Below are 14161 nucleotides of genomic sequence, written 5' to 3'. Positions count from 1 at the left end.
AACCCGATTACCCGAACCTTATAGCCGGCCGCCCGTGAACGGCCGCTGAATAAGGCCCTTAGCCCTTGAGCTTGCCATCGGCTGTCTTGCCGCGCAACTGGCGTACTTGGCCGCCCTCTTCCTTTGCCTCGTTATCCTTAGGATTTTCTTCCGGCTCGTCCTTCGCCTGGATGAGCGGCGGCGCCGCATTGTCGCGATGATAGGTGATGTCGCTCTGCGGCAGCGGGATCTCGATCCCCTCCTCGCGGAAGCGCCGCAGGATGGCGATGCGCAGCCCGTTGCGCACCTTCAGGCCATCGCCCATATCGGCCAGCATGAAGCGCAGTTCGAAATCCAGCGAATAGGTGCCGAAGCGCAGGAACTCGACATGCGGCTCGGGATTGCGCAGCACCTGCGGCACGGCGTTGACGAGCTCAAGCAGGATATCCATCACCTTCTGCGGATCGGCATCGTAGCTGACGGATACCGGAATCTCCGAACGGCCGACCTTGTTGCGATGCGTCCAGTTGCCGACCGCCGCGTTGATCAGCTCCGAGTTCGGCACGATGATCGACTGCTTGCGGAAGGTCTCGATCTCGGTCGCGCGCACCGAGATGCGGGTGACGATACCTTCGGCCGTTCCCGATACAACGTGGTCGCCGACCTTGAAGGGACGCTCGACCAGCAGGATCAGACCGGAGACGAAATTCGAAACGATATTCTGCAGGCCAAAACCGATACCGACCGACAGGGCCGAGGCGACGAGCGCGAAGCTCGACAGGTCGATACCGGCAGCGGAAACACCGATGATGGCGGCAACGCCGACGCCGAGATAGCCGATGCCCGTCTTGACCGAATTGCGCACGCCGAGATCAACGTGGCTGCGCGCCATGACATTGCCGTCGAGCCAGCGTTGGATCCAGCGCGTGACGAGATAACCGCCGGCAAAGAGCAGGATGCCTGTGAAGATGCCGACCAGCGAGATGCTGATGCCGCCGAGACGAACCTCGGTGAACAGCCGGTAGGCGATCTGTTGCAGATCCTGGATGTGGAAGCCCCAGAGCAGCAGCACCAGCGGAATGCCGGTCATCAGCGCCACGGCGTAGATCGCCAGACCAACGGCAAGCCCCGCCTGGTCGACGGCAACAGGACCAAGCTTGAAACGCTGCATCAGGAAGCGGCCGATGAAGGTCTCGCCAAAGGTCTCGGTCTTCGAGATCGCCTTGCCCGACAGGAGGCCGATATAGGTGGTGACGACGATGGCGCCGGTGATGATCAGCTGCGTGGCGACGAAACGCGCCAGACCGACATAGCCCGTCAGCGCCGTGATGATCAGGCCGGCACCGAGCACCCGAAGGATGATCGCCATGCCGCGCGGCCAGCGGCGGCCGGGCGCATCCGGATCGCCGCTGCGGGCCAGCATCGGGCGGCCGAAGGAGGCGGCAATCAGGATCAGGCCGATGATCATCGACGCAATCAGGCTGCGAACCACCGTCAGCACCAGCGGCGATCCCATCGCCTCACCGATGCTGCCGAAGAAATAGTCGAGCGCGTTGACGATCGCCATTGCCAGCAGGCAGGCGCCGATCGACTGCGCGCCGCGATTGGAGAGGCGCACCAGGCGCCAGTGCGGCTCACCCGGCGCAAAGACGGCATTGGTGAAGCGCCGCACGAAATAGATGAGCCCGATCGCCGCAAACAGCGCCGCGACAACAGGCGCGATGTCGGGCCTCAGCACATTGAAACTGTCGAGGAAGAAATAGGAGGTGACGAGCAGCACGACGAGCGACGAGGTGCGGATGACGGTCGCCCAGAAGGCGATCGACAGGCGGCTGATATAGCTCGGCTGCTCGATGCTGTCGTCGCGCCTCAGATACCGGCCGAAAATCCGGTAGCCGCCGGAAAGCAGGATGAGCGCGGTCGCCAGCGACAGGAACAGCGCCGTAAACATCGGCAGGCTCTTGAACTTCCAGACGAAGACCAGCCAACTTGTCAGCGCGTCATTGAATTTCCCGACTTCGACCAGGAACGAACTCCCGGCATCGTCGAGCACCGACATCGAAACATCGGTCCGGCGCAATAGCGTCGCGGCAAACAGCCGGCGGCGGGTCTCGGCGACCTGATTGGTCAGCTTGTTGATCGCCATCGAGAGGTTTTCGGCATCGCCGGTCACCGCGTTGATCTGCGACCGCTCGGCCGTCAGCGCATTGCGCTCGTTGGTGACGATCTCGGCTTCCGGCGGTTGCCCGTCCTTCGGCGGCTCGCCGATCTCGGCCAGGCGGTTCTTGATCTGATCGAAACGCGGGCGAAGACCGACGGATGTCGCGATCACACCGCGGCCAAGCTCATCGACCTGACCGGCAAGCGTCACCAGCGCGTCGTCATCGCCGGCATTGGTCTTGGCGCTTTCCTGATAGGCGGCAAGCTTCTTCTTGGCGCCCTCGATATCCTTCAGAGCCTGTTCGAGCCCGCTATTGGCAAGCGGAGCGTCAGCCTGCGGCGCAGCGGCTGCTGGAGCCGCGGCTGCTGGAGCAGGAGCGGCTGCAGGCGGGGCTGCCGGTGCTGGCGCCGGTTGCGCGGCGGGTGCCGGTGCGGCTGGCTGGGCGACCTGCGCCATCGGCACACCGGCGGATTGTGCCAGCGTCGCAATCGTCAGCATCACCAGAACGAGGCTTCGGAGCAGGAAATGAATGGGCCGCAAAATATCCCCGCAGGATTCTATCAATCAATGAGGCCGCTTCTTATCGCAAAGAAAGGCGACAGAAAGGCGGATGTGAAAATGCCCGGTCAGAAGCCGGAGCCGGGCTGCGCGAGATAGGCGAGCTCCGCCTCGCTCGAACTGCGCCCGACGATCGCATTGCGATGCGGAAAGCGCCCGTACTTGACGATCACCTCGCGGTGACGCCGCGCGTAATCGGCATATTCGGCGTCACCCAGCTCTTCGAACAGCGCCACCGAGCGATCCTGCTCGGCCCGCACTTCTGAATGCTCGAATGGCATGTAGAAAAAGCAGCGATGCGCCGCCGCAATCGCCTTGTCCGCGCCCGCCTCGATCGCGAGCTTCGCCTCCCGCAGTGCCAGCGCATCGGTCGCGAAGGCAAGCGGCGTGGCGCGGTAGATATTGCGGGGAAACTGGTCGAGGACGATGATCGCGGCCAGACGCTGCTCGGGCGTCGCCCGCCACGTCTCGACGCCGCCGCCGGCAAGCGTCAGATGCGTGTCGCGAAACCGCGCCATGATCTGCTCGTCCAGCGCCAGCGACGACCGGAACCACATGTCACGGCCACATTCTTCCAGCCAGAAGCGCAGCACCTCGTCAGGCGTACAGATTTTAGCCAAGCGTCCCTCCCCGGCGCTTCGTCAGCCGCTCAGCCGATCGAGAAGACAAGCGTTGCCCGCGTGCCACGATGTTCCCTGTCGTAGCCGAGCTCGGATTTCAGGCTAGCGGCCATCGCCGTCAGGATCTTCGTGCCGAGACCCGTGCCCTTTGCCGGACCGGCATGATCGAAACCGGCACCATCATCCTCGACGATGACGCGCAGGAGATCGTCGGTCTGGTCGATGATGACGCGAACCTCGCCCTCGATGCCGTCGCCATAGGCGTATTTGAAGGCATTGGTGACGAGCTCGCTGACGATGAGGCCGAGCGTGATGACCTTGTCGGTCGCCAGATTGACCGGCTTTGCCGCCAGCACCACCCGGTGCGGCCGCTTGTCGTCGCGCATCGACGCCTCGAGCTCGGTCAGCAGGCTGCCGAGATATTCGTCGATCTGCACAGTACCGACCTGGCGGTTGGTATATAGGCGGCGGTGGACGCTGGCGATCGCGTTGATGCGCATCTGCGTTTCCTGCAGCGCGTCGATCGCCACCTGGTCCGTCGTCATCGACGACTGCATGCGGATCAGCGCGCCGACGAGGCCGAGGCTGTTGGCGATGCGGTGATTGACTTCGGCGAGCAGCATTTCGGCATGGTCACGCTGCTGGCGGATCACTTCCTGCGCCTGCGCCGTCTCGCGGCGGAAGCGTGCCCGCTCCAGCCCCTGTTCGAGGGCGGCGGCCAGAAGATCGAAATAGTCGTGCGAGATGCCCTTCAAAACGTAATCGTCAGCCCCCGCCTTCAGGGCGGCGACGGCAACGCTCGTATCACCGGACGCGGTGGCGTAGATGACGGGCGGATGATCCGGCAGTTCCATCAGCTTCGGCAGGATGTCGAGCCCGGTTTCGGCCTTGAGGAAGTGATCGAGGATAACCGCATCGATGCCGCCTTCGGCAACACGCTTCAGCCCTGTCGCGCCGTCTTCCGCCCATTCGACGGTAAAACCGCGCCTGGACAGATTGCGGCGCATCAGCATTGCGAGCGCATCGTCGTCATCGATGTAGAGGATGCGGATCGTCTTGCCCGCATCGACCGTGTCGTCACCCATTCCGCCTCCGGACTCTGCCTCGCAGCAACGTGGCTGCCTGGCGGCCGAATCGTCTGCTCTGGATTGTCGTATTGTATCGGTCATCGTGCGCAAACAGCAGCAAATCCGCCCCGTCCCCGGAAATATATCGACCGTCGAATTTCAAACGACACCATCTGCAATGTACCTTCACCTTGCGGTAGTATCCGCCAAGGCGCGATTAAGAATGAAAAGACACAAGAGGACGCACTAACCCGCGCGATAAACGCCGGTAAGTCCAAATGGTTCCATCGCAATCAGACTTTTTTTGAGTATCGCCGGTGCTTCGAAACCTCGGCACCCGCCTCCGGCGGCAGCTTGGCAAACCGCAGGCAGGACACGATGCCGATCAGCCCGACGGTCAGAAACGCCCAGCGGAAGTCCGAAAGCTCCGGCTCCGGCGCTGCACGGAAGGCCGCCGAAATGTTGAGTGCTGCCGCTGCGACAGCAACACCGAGCAGCAGCGATACCTGCTGCAGCATGCTCGACAGTGTCGAGGCGGAGCTGCGCTGCGCCGAATTGATATCGGCAAAGGCCAGCGTATTGAGCGCAGTGAATTCCATCGAGCGCGACAGACCGGCGATGAACAGCATGGCATAGATCAGCACCTGCGGCGTGCTCTCGGTGAAGAAACCGCAGACGATGATCGAGCCCGCCGCGATCAGGCCGTTGAACACCAGCACGTTGCGGAAGCCGAAGATCGCCAGCAGCGGCGTCGTCACCGTCTTCATCCCGAGATTGCCGAGGAAGTAGACGAGCAGGTAGGCGCTCGCCGCAATCGAGCTCATCCCGAACCCGAGCTGGAAAAGCAGCGGCAGCAGAAACGGCGTCGCATTGATCGCCACGCGGCAGGCCGTTCCGGCATAGAGCGTCGAGAGCGCGAAGGTCTGCACCTTGAAGGCGGACAGATCGAGCAGCGGGTTTTGCGCAACGAGGAAGTGGCGCGTCGCGAGGTAGGAAAACAGCACGCCGCCGGCGAACATCGCGGCGACGGGCAGCATCCCGCCATGCCATTTGACCGAAATCTCCAGCGCCGTCAGCAGCAGCGTCAAGCCCAGAGCGCTGAGGATGAAGCCAAGGATATCAAGCCTGCCTGCTTCCTCTTCCTTCTGCTCCGGCACGAAGCGCATCACCAGGAAGAGACCGATCAGGCCGATCGGAATGTTGATCAGGAAGTTCCAGTGCCAGCTGGCATAGGTGGTGATGAACCCGCCGAGCACAGGGCCGACGACCGGCGCCGTCAGCGCCGGCCAGGTGATCAGCGCGATCGCCTGGACCAGTTCGGATTTCCGCGCGTTCTTCAGCACAATGATCCGCCCGACCGGCGTCATCAGCGCGCTGCCTGCGCCCTGGATGGCGCGGGCGATGATGAACTGCGTCAGGCTGCCGGAAAGGCCGCAAAGCAACGAGGCGCCGGTAAAGACGGCGATCGAAATCAGGAAGATACGCCGCGCGCCGAAGCGGTCGCCGAGCCATCCAGACAGCGGAATGAAGGCGGAGCCGGTCAGCATGTAGACGGTGATGCCGATGCTCATAGACACCGGCTGCACCCCGAAGCTTGCCGCCATCTGCGGCAGCGACGTGGCGACGATCGTGCCGTCGAGGATCTGCATGAAGAAGGAAACGGCAACCACCAGCGCGACGATCTTCGCCTGGCGGGCGCTTGCCGCGTCGTCGATCTTGTCTGTGATGTCAGCCGGGGTCATCGAGAAGCCAATGCGATTGCGATTCCGTGGCGCCGGCGGTGGATGGCCCGGGGCGGACCGGCCGGCAAAAAGGGGATGACCGTGCATACGCCCGTTATCCGGCTTCGGAAAGGTCAAATCTTGCGTGATCGGTTCACTCTCTTTGGCACAAAATGCCCCGCCGGGCGTTTCATCGATCGTAAGGGCAAATCGCCCCCTTTTCGATTGAGGACATTTTCATGACGCCGGAAGACCGACGCGCCGTTTTCAGCCATCGCAAGATTGCAGCCACCGTCGAAGGAATGACCAAGGAAGATGGCAGCGACCTGCCGATCAAGGGCAAATCGCTCGGCGACGCCATTCTCTTCGTCGTCGAGCAAGCCGCAACCGACGCCTCGAGCGTCCATATCGTCTATGGCGATAACGGCACGCTGAGCTATACCGACTGCCTGAGCATCTACCGCGAATATGGCGCCCAGCTGCGCAGCGAGGCCCGCTGAGCGCAGACAGCACCGCCGAAACGGCATGGCAGCTATTCGCCGCCGCCCCTGCCTGGGGCGGCATTTCCCGCGTATGGAAGGCTGCGATCCCTCTCACGCGATTCTATGTCATGCCCTCCTCTGCCTCGCCGCTTCGCGGCGTCCTCGTCGCGTTCGCGGCCTACGCCGTCTTTGCCTTCAGCGACGCGTCGATCAAGATCCTCCACGGTGCGATCCCCGCCTATCAGATTGCCTTTCTCGGCTGCGCTTTCGGCATCGTTGTCCTCCCCTTCATCAAGGGCAAGGATGACAGCTGGACGGATCTGGTAAAGACCTCGAACCGCACTCTCTGGATGCTGCGCTTTGCCTGCGGCGCGATCGGCGCCATCGCCTCGATCATCACCTTCACCAAGCTGCCGATGGCGGAAGCCTTCTGCCTGCTGTTCCTGCTCCCCTCCTTCGTCACCATCCTCTCGGTGATCTTCCTGAAAGAAGATGTCCGCTGGCAGCGCTGGACGGCAGTCATCGTCGGCTTCATCGGCGTGCTGATCGTGCTGCGCCCGGGCTTTCGCGAACTCTCCGTCGGCCATCTGGCAGCCGCGATCGGCGGCATCAGCGCCGCGATTTCGATCGTCATCCTGCGCGCCATGGGTCCGGCGGAAAAGCGCCTGTCGCTCTATGGCGCAGGCCTCCTGGGCACACTGATCGTCAGCGGTCTGTTGATGGTCTCCAACATCGCCATCCCAACGGCACGCGAATGGTTCTTCATTGCGAGCTACGGCATTCTCGGCGCGATCGGCAACGTGCTGCTGATGACCGCCGCCCGCCTCGCTCCGGCCAATCTCGTGGCCCCGCCGCAATATAGCCAGATGATCTGGGCGATCGCCTTCGGCTACCTGATCTTCGACGACACGATCGACCTGCCGATGGCAGGCGGCATCGCGCTGATCATCTGCTCCGGCCTGCTGACTCTGGTGCGCGAACGCAAGCGCGGGACGCCGCTGCCGACGGCCGTCGTCTCCTCCGACAACCAGGCGCCTGCGGTCACGACGGTCGCCACCGACTGAGCCGGTTTTGAAGCTCCGTGGCGGGAACAATCCGGGCATCGGCCTGTTCCCCCTAAAAGCACGGAGTTTTCATGGCTGACAAAAACAGGACCGAGGGCCGGCAACCCTATATTTCTCCCGCCGAGGAGGAACAGCGTATCTACGAGCAGGAGCGCCGCAGCTGGCTGATCTGGACCTTCGGGATCGCCGGCGCCATTGTCGCGGTCATCATTGCAGGCACGGTCGCCATATCGCCCGGACCCGATCCGGCAACGACGGGATCGACGCCGAAACCACAGCATATCGAGACGCCAGCACCCTGAGCGGCTTTCCTGGAAAGCCGTTCGCCTGTATGACCGGGTGAATCTGGAAGGAAATGAAATGGCCGCACGCGACCGCTTTTCGAAGAAGCTAACCTGCCCGCAATGCGGCAATACCGGTATCGCAGAGGTCTCTGAGGACGATCACCCGACGCGCAAGCATCCGGCATTTCTGATCGACGAGATGCCGCGCGGCTTCTTCGAGGAAAAGGCCTCCAATTTTCAGGAGACCTATATCATCAGATGTGAGTGCAACCGGAAATTCGCCTTCCGGGCACTGACGGAAAAGACCGCCTGACGATCAGGCGAGACCGAGCGGAACCTCGGCAATCTTGCGTCCCGGACCATAGTCACGCTCGTGCGAGGAACGGTAACGGCCATCACGCCGGCTGCTGACGTCGATGCGCTGGGTTTCGAAATGCCCATCGGCAAAGGTGCCGGTGTCGGCGGTTTCGACTTCGGGTTTGGCAGCAAAGATTTTGAAGATCATCGTTTCCTCCAGTTCGCTGCCACAACGGCAAGCAGCTCGCTTCCGTTCCACCCTACTGCCGATATAGTTAAAAAATTAACCATAACCGGACACGGAATTTCTGCTCATGAGGGGTAGCCGGCAAAGCGTGCCGCCCTATTTCATATCGTGCGATGGAGATCGCTTTACTCTCACTTCCCCAGCTGCCCCGCCCCCGGCGGGGTTTCTTTTTATGGAAAGAAACGTCAGCAGCTCCTCATAGAAAAGCATGCATTTTCCCGGATCGCAACAAGTGCTAGTCTTGATTGCAGACGAACGGAGGGGAAATATCATGCCACGTCTAGCTGAACTTTACTTCAAAACCGCGATCATCTTCTTCATCATCGGTATCGGCATCGGGCTGAAGATGGCGATATCGGAAGATCATACGGTGATCGGCGCGCATGCGCACTGTAATCTCTTGGGATGGGTCAGCATGGCGCTGTTCGGCGTCTATTACGCGCTGAACCCGGCCAAGGCCGAGCGCCGTATCGCGATGATCCAGTATTACATCTATACGGCCGGCGTCGTGATCATGGTGCCGTCGCTCTACATGATGCTCGAAGGCAATATGGCGATGGAACCGCTCGTCGCCGTCTCCTCGCTGATCGTCTTTGTGGGCGTGCTGCTGTTTGCCTTCGTGCTGTTCTCGTCGAAGAGCACCATCAGCGCGCCGACGCCGCAGCCGATGCGCTAGGCGGCAGCCCGAAAGGCGCCGCCTGCAGGCCGGGCGGCGCTACTTCTTGGCACCGGCCGAGAGAACGCGATGCGTGGCATTGTCCATGGCATGGCTCGCATCCTGGCCGTCCTTCTTCAGACCCCAGGCGGTATTCCCGCAGGAGGACAAAAGAAGAGCGGAAAGGCAGACAAAAGCGAGGGCGGACTTCGGCATTGATATCCCCTGTGTCGAAACTGGCAATGGGATGAAGATGTTACCAACTGTGCCGAAATCAATAGCGGCCGCAGCTTCGCTACGATTTATTCAACGTAACCGCGCAAATGCCAATGTCACGCCCGTGTCACGCTGGATTTTCCGACATCAATGCTACAACCATGACGAGGCGTCAGTTTTGCGTATGTCCTCCTGTTCAAAGGCCCGCCTCACCCCTAACGCGGCGGGCCTCACCACCCTCGGGGTTCGCCATGTTGAAGCGATTGACCAGGTTTTTGAATCCACCACCGCCGAACAGCTATATCTGGCACCAGTGTGCCGCGCCCTTCCCGCCCCGCAAATCGATCGACGGCAGCTATACGAGCGATGGACGGCCCACCTGGCGCCGCATCACCCCTGATGGCTGGGAATACCGCCAGGAAGACGCCGCCCGCGCCGATGCGCGGATCTTCGCCTGATCTGCCCCATGATTTTCACGGCTTGCGCCAATCGCAGACTCACGGCTGACTGAGGGCTCTCAAGGCGTTTCAGCGAGCTTCCCCGATATGCTGGTCCACGAAGGCGATAGCCGCACATCCAAGATCGATCTTCTTCTCGCAGCCGTGCTCGCCTTTGTGGCGGGCGGCGTCAACAGCGCGGGCTTCCTCGCCTTCGGCTATTTCTCCGCCAACATGACCGGCAATGTCTCGATGATCTCCGATCACATGTCGGTCCGCGAGTTCAGCGCTGCTCTCGCCTTCCTGATGATTGTCGTGATGTTCGTTCTCGGTGCCTTCAGCGCCTCGCTCTTCATCGAGATCGGCAAGCAGCGGCGGCTTGCCAATATCTATGCCCTGACGCTGCTCTCCGAAGCAGCGCTATTGCTCGCCGTGGGGCTCTATGCCGGCAGCGCCGGACCGGCCGCGAACGGCATCACCATCGCCGGGCTCCTCAGCTTCACCATGGGCATCCAGAACGCTGCATCGACACGTATCTCCGGCAGCCGCGTGCGCACCACCCATGTTTCCGGCATCGCCACAGATATCGGCGTCGGTCTCGCGCTGCTGATCGGCGGCAAGGCCGCACCCGAGCGCCCGCAGATCGTCCGCCGCCTGACGTTGCATGCTGCGACAGTGCTGTTTTTCCTGCTTGGCGGCGTCGCTGGCGTGCTCGGATACAAGGCGGCGGGCGGAAGCGTATTCTGCGCCTTCAGCGTCATCCTGCTGGCTCTCTGCGCCCGCTACATCAGACGCACCGCGATCGCGCGCTGACGGGCTTGTCTGGCCGGAAAACGCAACCATCTGATGATGGAGGCCAGAGACAATTCCTGCCGCCGCGCATGAGAGGGAATCCGCATATGAAGATCGTTATCGCCGCACTCGCCGCCGCGGTGCTTTTGCCGTCGGCCGCCTTCGCCCTGGATGCCATCGAGGTCAAGGCCCGCGACCACACCTGCAACGAACTCGCGAAAATCATCCGCCAGAATCCGGCCGTCTTCGTTCGGATCGGCATCGGCGGCCGCAGTTTCCGCCACCCGCCATCGCAGTGCCGGCTGGGCGACAAATGGGCGACCACGAGCCTCAGGGACGCCACCGGAAAGCAATGCGTTCTCGACTACGCCTGCGTCTACGATCCGGAATCTTTCTACAACAAATTCCCGCGTTAGCGGCCTTCCAAAACGCAAAAGCGCAGCGCCCCTGGTGGGGCGCTGCGGCGCTTTATCTTCAATCTTTTCAAGAAGAAGATGGTGGGTGATGTAGGGCTCGAACCTACGACCCGCTGATTAAGAGTCAGCTGCTCTACCAACTGAGCTAATCACCCATTCCCTTGCGTTTCCGCTCGGTGTCCCGTGCCTCTCGGCGCGGTGTGAGGGGGCGTATAAACAGGATATTCGACCTTGTCTAGCGCCCCTCGAAAAATTCTTCGATTTTTTTCTGCATGGCTGAAATGCAATGAAATCAAAGGTCGAGCGAACCCGTGGCCAAACGCACTGCCTGGCCGCCAATCCGGGCGTTTGAGATCGCTCCAGCCTCGACATCCATGTGAAGGTGGATAATCGAGGGACGGCCCATTTCCACACCCTGTTCGATGGTGATCGGATGATGACCATCAGGCAGACGGTCGAAATGGTGAATCGCTCCGGAGAGTGCAGCCGCCGCAGAACCGGTCGCCGGGTCCTCGACGATCCCCATTCCGCTCGCAAACATCCGCGCATGAAACTTCGCCGAATGGTTCACCCCGCCGCGGCAGTAGATATAGGCCGAAGCCAGCGCGCCATCGACGAAGGGCACCGTCTTTTCCCAAAGCTGCGGATCGAACTCCATGCGCTGGGCCGCACCGACGTCACGGATCGGCACGAGCAGGAACGGCACGCCGGCGCTCCAGATCGATGGAACGTGATTCTCGAATCCGACCTCCGTCACCTTCAGCGACAGCGCGTTGGCGATACCGAGCTTCTCGAGCGGCATGGCGATCTGCTGCGATTTGCGCGGCAGATCGAATTCGGCAAAACTCGCGACGCCCTCGCGCAGCCGCACCGCACAGCGCACCGGCCCGACATTTTCTTCCAGCACGCAGACGAGATCGAGCGTCGCATCGCTGCCATGCGTGCGCTCGGCGAGCGCGATCGCGGTACCCACGGTCGGATGACCGGCAAAAGGCAGCTCTCGGCCCGGCGTGAAGATGCGAATCCTGGCGCTATAGGCGGGATTGGCCGACTTCTGGACGAAGACGGTCTCCGACAGATTCGTTTCGCGGGCGATCGATTGCATCGCCTCGTCGCTCAGCTCCTCGCCGTCGAAGATGACGGCCAGCGGATTGCCGGCGAGCTTGCGGTCGGTGAACACATCGTAGACGCTGTAGCTGCGCGCCACATCGGCCTCCTTGAATCGGTCATCGAACCGCCAACCTGCCCGACCGGCGAAACGAGTGCAAGGTTTTAGGTTTTGTCTGGATTACCAAAATACCAATCGATGACCGGCAGCATGGCGACGTTATACGGATAGGCCGAGTGGTCGGCCGAGCGGATCGCCACGGCACCGGCGATTTCCTTGTCTTCGGCCACCAGCATATGCGCCGCGATCCGCTCGACGATCTCGTCCGCAGTCAGATCGAAACGATACAGCCGCATGACGGTGACGGTGCGGCGGAAGCGGCTGGCATAGTAGCTGTTGCCCGGCGTCGAGCGGGCGAGATCGAGACCGGTCTCCTCCAGCACCTCGCGGCGCATGTTGAATTCGAGGTCGCAGACGCCGGATGCGATATCCTCGGGCTCCAGCGAACCCGCAGCGAAATAGACCTGGCCGGGATTGGCGGTATGCGCGCCCATGCGGATCGCCACCAGCGCATTGTCGGAGGCTTCGATGACAGGATAGGCGAACAGGTGCATGCCGCCCGTCCGGTCCTGTTGGCGCCGCCAGTACATGAAGGTCGAGAACGGGATCACGTATCCCTGCCCCCTGATCCCATCCTCGCCGAATGCCAGCCGGTGCTGAAACACCATGCGCCCGTCGAAAAGCGCCGGATTGGCCTTCACCTCGGCCTCCCAGTTGGCGGCGATCTCGTCGCGCCTGGATATCCGGTAGGGATGCTCGCCGTCGAGAACGCGAAGGTCGATCTTGGCAACGGGAAATACGGTCTGCTCCGGCGGCCAGCCGGCAAATTCCTCTGAAAATATCGAGTTCATGTCAAATCCAGTGTCATGACTACAGGGCAATGGTCGGACGCCTTTGGCCTGTCCCAGCCGGTGCGCGGATAGCGCTCGACTTCCTGGCCCGGCGGAAAGACGGTGCGGAAAGGCTGGCCGTGGCGGATGATTTCGGGCTGGCGCCCGGCATTGACGCTGGCTAGCGCCGGAGACAGCCAGATATAATCGAGCTGGCAGAGCCACTGCTCCTGAGGCCCGCGGGCGTGGTAGAGCGTCCAGCGATCCATTTCGTCGCGGCGGCGCATGACATTCTCGGCAAAACCGTCATGGCTGAAAACGTCGAGCGCGCTCTCGGCCTCGTTCTTGTGCTCGAACCGATAGCCGGTGCGGCGCGTGCCGATCACGTCGACGCGTTCCTGATAGTCGTTCATGTCGCCGCAGATGGCGAAATTCTTCGTGGCGGTCTCCCCGGCGCCGAAGCGGTTCTCAATGATCCGGCGCACGGCGCGCGCCTCGGCGCGGCGAACCGGCATCGTCGCCTGCCGCCCGTCCAGCCCGTCGCGCGGACTGCCCATCGATTTGAAATGCACGACATAGAGCGTGAAGGGCACGCCGCCGATCAGGAGGTCGAGCTCCAGGCAGTCGCGCTTGAAGATCTTGTCGTCGATATGGGCATTCTGGCCCAGCGTCTCGTCGAACAGGTCGAGATCGCGATAGGTCAGCATCGCATGGCTCTTGATGTCGCGAAGCTCGATCTTGCGTCCGTCGCGCGTCTCCTCGCGCATCAGCACGGCAACGTCGATGCCGCGGCTGTCATTGCCCTCGACCAGATATTTCTGCCGGTAACCATTGCCGACCATGCGGAACAGATAGCCGTATTCGAAGGCCTGCAGCGCCGCCATGTTGTCGATTTCCTGCAGGCAGAGGATATCCGCATCGGCATCGGCGATCGCCAAGGCCGTCATCTGCCGTGTATCGTCGGTCGCCGCGATCACGCGCGCCTGCTCCAGCTGCTGGTAGACGCCCTCGTTGCGCACCTCGAAGAGCTGAATGACCCGGTCCTGGCGCAGCTGGTTGCGAAAGCCGGTGAAGTCGAAACGCGTCATCAGATTTTCGACATTGAAGGTAGCGAGGCGAAGCGACATCAGGCATTCCCGTTTGCATGCTGCTTCGCCATTGGTACAG

The 14161-nt window shown here is 61.9% G+C and carries 17 protein-coding genes and 1 tRNA gene; 8 read left to right on the top strand and 10 right to left on the bottom strand.

Annotated elements, in window-relative coordinates:
* Nucleotides 1-58: 58 nt before the first annotated feature.
* The 4 genes from ACODR6_RS21940 to ACODR6_RS21925 form a co-directional block, all read right to left on the bottom strand.
* Complete coding sequence (locus ACODR6_RS21940) at nt 59-2638, bottom strand: mechanosensitive ion channel family protein (protein ID WP_489024559.1); 2580 nt, start codon at nt 2636-2638, stop codon at nt 59-61.
* A 128-nt stretch (nt 2639-2766) separates the two neighbouring features.
* Nucleotides 2767-3318 carry a DUF924 family protein gene (locus ACODR6_RS21935; protein WP_489024461.1) on the bottom strand — a complete coding sequence of 184 codons (552 nt, stop codon included), beginning with the start codon at nt 3316-3318 and terminating at the stop codon, nt 2767-2769.
* 29 nt (nt 3319-3347) lie between these two features.
* Entirely contained in the window at nt 3348-4403 is a 1056-nt protein-coding gene (locus tag ACODR6_RS21930) for a sensor histidine kinase (protein ID WP_112715257.1), read from the bottom strand.
* Between the two features lie 275 nt (nt 4404-4678).
* On the bottom strand, nt 4679-6127 hold the full coding sequence (locus tag ACODR6_RS21925) for an MFS transporter (RefSeq protein ID WP_489024458.1): 1449 nt from the start codon (nt 6125-6127) through the stop codon (nt 4679-4681).
* A 218-nt stretch (nt 6128-6345) separates the two neighbouring features.
* Between ACODR6_RS21925 and ACODR6_RS21920 the strand changes: the two genes are divergently transcribed.
* The 4 genes from ACODR6_RS21920 (at nt 6346) to ACODR6_RS21905 (ending at nt 8249) form a co-directional block, all read left to right on the top strand.
* Entirely contained in the window at nt 6346-6606 is a 261-nt protein-coding gene (locus tag ACODR6_RS21920; protein ID WP_489024456.1) for a hypothetical protein, read from the top strand.
* A 110-nt stretch (nt 6607-6716) separates the two neighbouring features.
* Nucleotides 6717-7652 (top strand): DMT family transporter, encoded by a 936-nt coding sequence (locus ACODR6_RS21915; protein WP_130278078.1) that lies wholly within the window; start codon nt 6717-6719, stop codon nt 7650-7652.
* A gap of 71 nt (nt 7653-7723) precedes the next feature.
* Entirely contained in the window at nt 7724-7954 is a 231-nt protein-coding gene (locus tag ACODR6_RS21910) for a hypothetical protein (protein WP_112715265.1), read from the top strand.
* Between the two features lie 58 nt (nt 7955-8012).
* The gene (locus ACODR6_RS21905) at nt 8013-8249 is read left to right on the top strand and encodes a hypothetical protein (protein WP_112715267.1); all 237 of its coding nucleotides are present in this window, start codon (nt 8013-8015) and stop codon (nt 8247-8249) included.
* A 3-nt stretch (nt 8250-8252) separates the two neighbouring features.
* Here ACODR6_RS21905 and ACODR6_RS21900 read toward each other — a convergent pair whose 3' ends face one another.
* Nucleotides 8253-8441 (bottom strand): hypothetical protein, encoded by a 189-nt coding sequence (locus ACODR6_RS21900; protein WP_112715269.1) that lies wholly within the window; start codon nt 8439-8441, stop codon nt 8253-8255.
* A gap of 310 nt (nt 8442-8751) precedes the next feature.
* Between ACODR6_RS21900 and ACODR6_RS21895 the strand changes: the two genes are divergently transcribed.
* Complete coding sequence (locus ACODR6_RS21895) at nt 8752-9156, top strand: hypothetical protein (RefSeq protein WP_489024453.1); 405 nt, start codon at nt 8752-8754, stop codon at nt 9154-9156.
* 39 nt (nt 9157-9195) lie between these two features.
* On the opposite strand, the gene ACODR6_RS21890 is transcribed toward ACODR6_RS21895, so the two are convergent.
* A complete protein-coding gene (locus tag ACODR6_RS21890; protein WP_112715273.1) occupies nt 9196-9351 on the bottom strand; it encodes an entericidin in 156 nt (51 codons plus the stop codon).
* Nucleotides 9352-9602: 251 nt separating this feature from the next.
* Here ACODR6_RS21890 and ACODR6_RS21885 point away from each other — a divergent pair, with 251 nt between their 5' ends.
* From ACODR6_RS21885 to ACODR6_RS21875, 3 genes are all read left to right on the top strand, one after another.
* Nucleotides 9603-9809 (top strand): hypothetical protein, encoded by a 207-nt coding sequence (locus tag ACODR6_RS21885; protein WP_489024451.1) that lies wholly within the window; start codon nt 9603-9605, stop codon nt 9807-9809.
* An 87-nt stretch (nt 9810-9896) separates the two neighbouring features.
* Nucleotides 9897-10601 carry a YoaK family protein gene (locus tag ACODR6_RS21880; protein ID WP_413709714.1) on the top strand — a complete coding sequence of 235 codons (705 nt, stop codon included), beginning with the start codon at nt 9897-9899 and terminating at the stop codon, nt 10599-10601.
* Nucleotides 10602-10687: 86 nt separating this feature from the next.
* Nucleotides 10688-10996, top strand: a complete 309-nt coding sequence (locus ACODR6_RS21875) for a hypothetical protein (RefSeq protein ID WP_413709715.1) — start codon at nt 10688-10690, stop codon at nt 10994-10996.
* A 79-nt stretch (nt 10997-11075) separates the two neighbouring features.
* Here ACODR6_RS21875 and ACODR6_RS21870 read toward each other — a convergent pair.
* The 4 genes from ACODR6_RS21870 to ACODR6_RS21855 form a co-directional block, all read right to left on the bottom strand.
* A tRNA-Lys gene (locus ACODR6_RS21870) sits at nt 11076-11151 on the bottom strand.
* Nucleotides 11152-11288: 137 nt separating this feature from the next.
* Nucleotides 11289-12203: a PhzF family phenazine biosynthesis protein gene (locus tag ACODR6_RS21865; protein ID WP_489024448.1), complete on the bottom strand. Its 915-nt coding sequence runs from the start codon at nt 12201-12203 to the stop codon at nt 11289-11291.
* Nucleotides 12204-12268: 65 nt separating this feature from the next.
* On the bottom strand, nt 12269-13015 hold the full coding sequence (locus tag ACODR6_RS21860) for an NUDIX hydrolase (protein WP_489024446.1): 747 nt from the start codon (nt 13013-13015) through the stop codon (nt 12269-12271).
* Nucleotides 13012-14121 (bottom strand): endonuclease/exonuclease/phosphatase family protein, encoded by a 1110-nt coding sequence (locus tag ACODR6_RS21855; RefSeq protein WP_489024444.1) that lies wholly within the window; start codon nt 14119-14121, stop codon nt 13012-13014. The genes ACODR6_RS21860 and ACODR6_RS21855 overlap by 4 nt, the downstream gene beginning before the upstream one ends.
* Nucleotides 14122-14161 lie beyond the last annotated feature (40 nt).

The organism is Rhizobium sp. FG96 (assembly GCF_057808655.1).
This window is presented reverse-complemented; position numbering and strand designations above follow the sequence as displayed.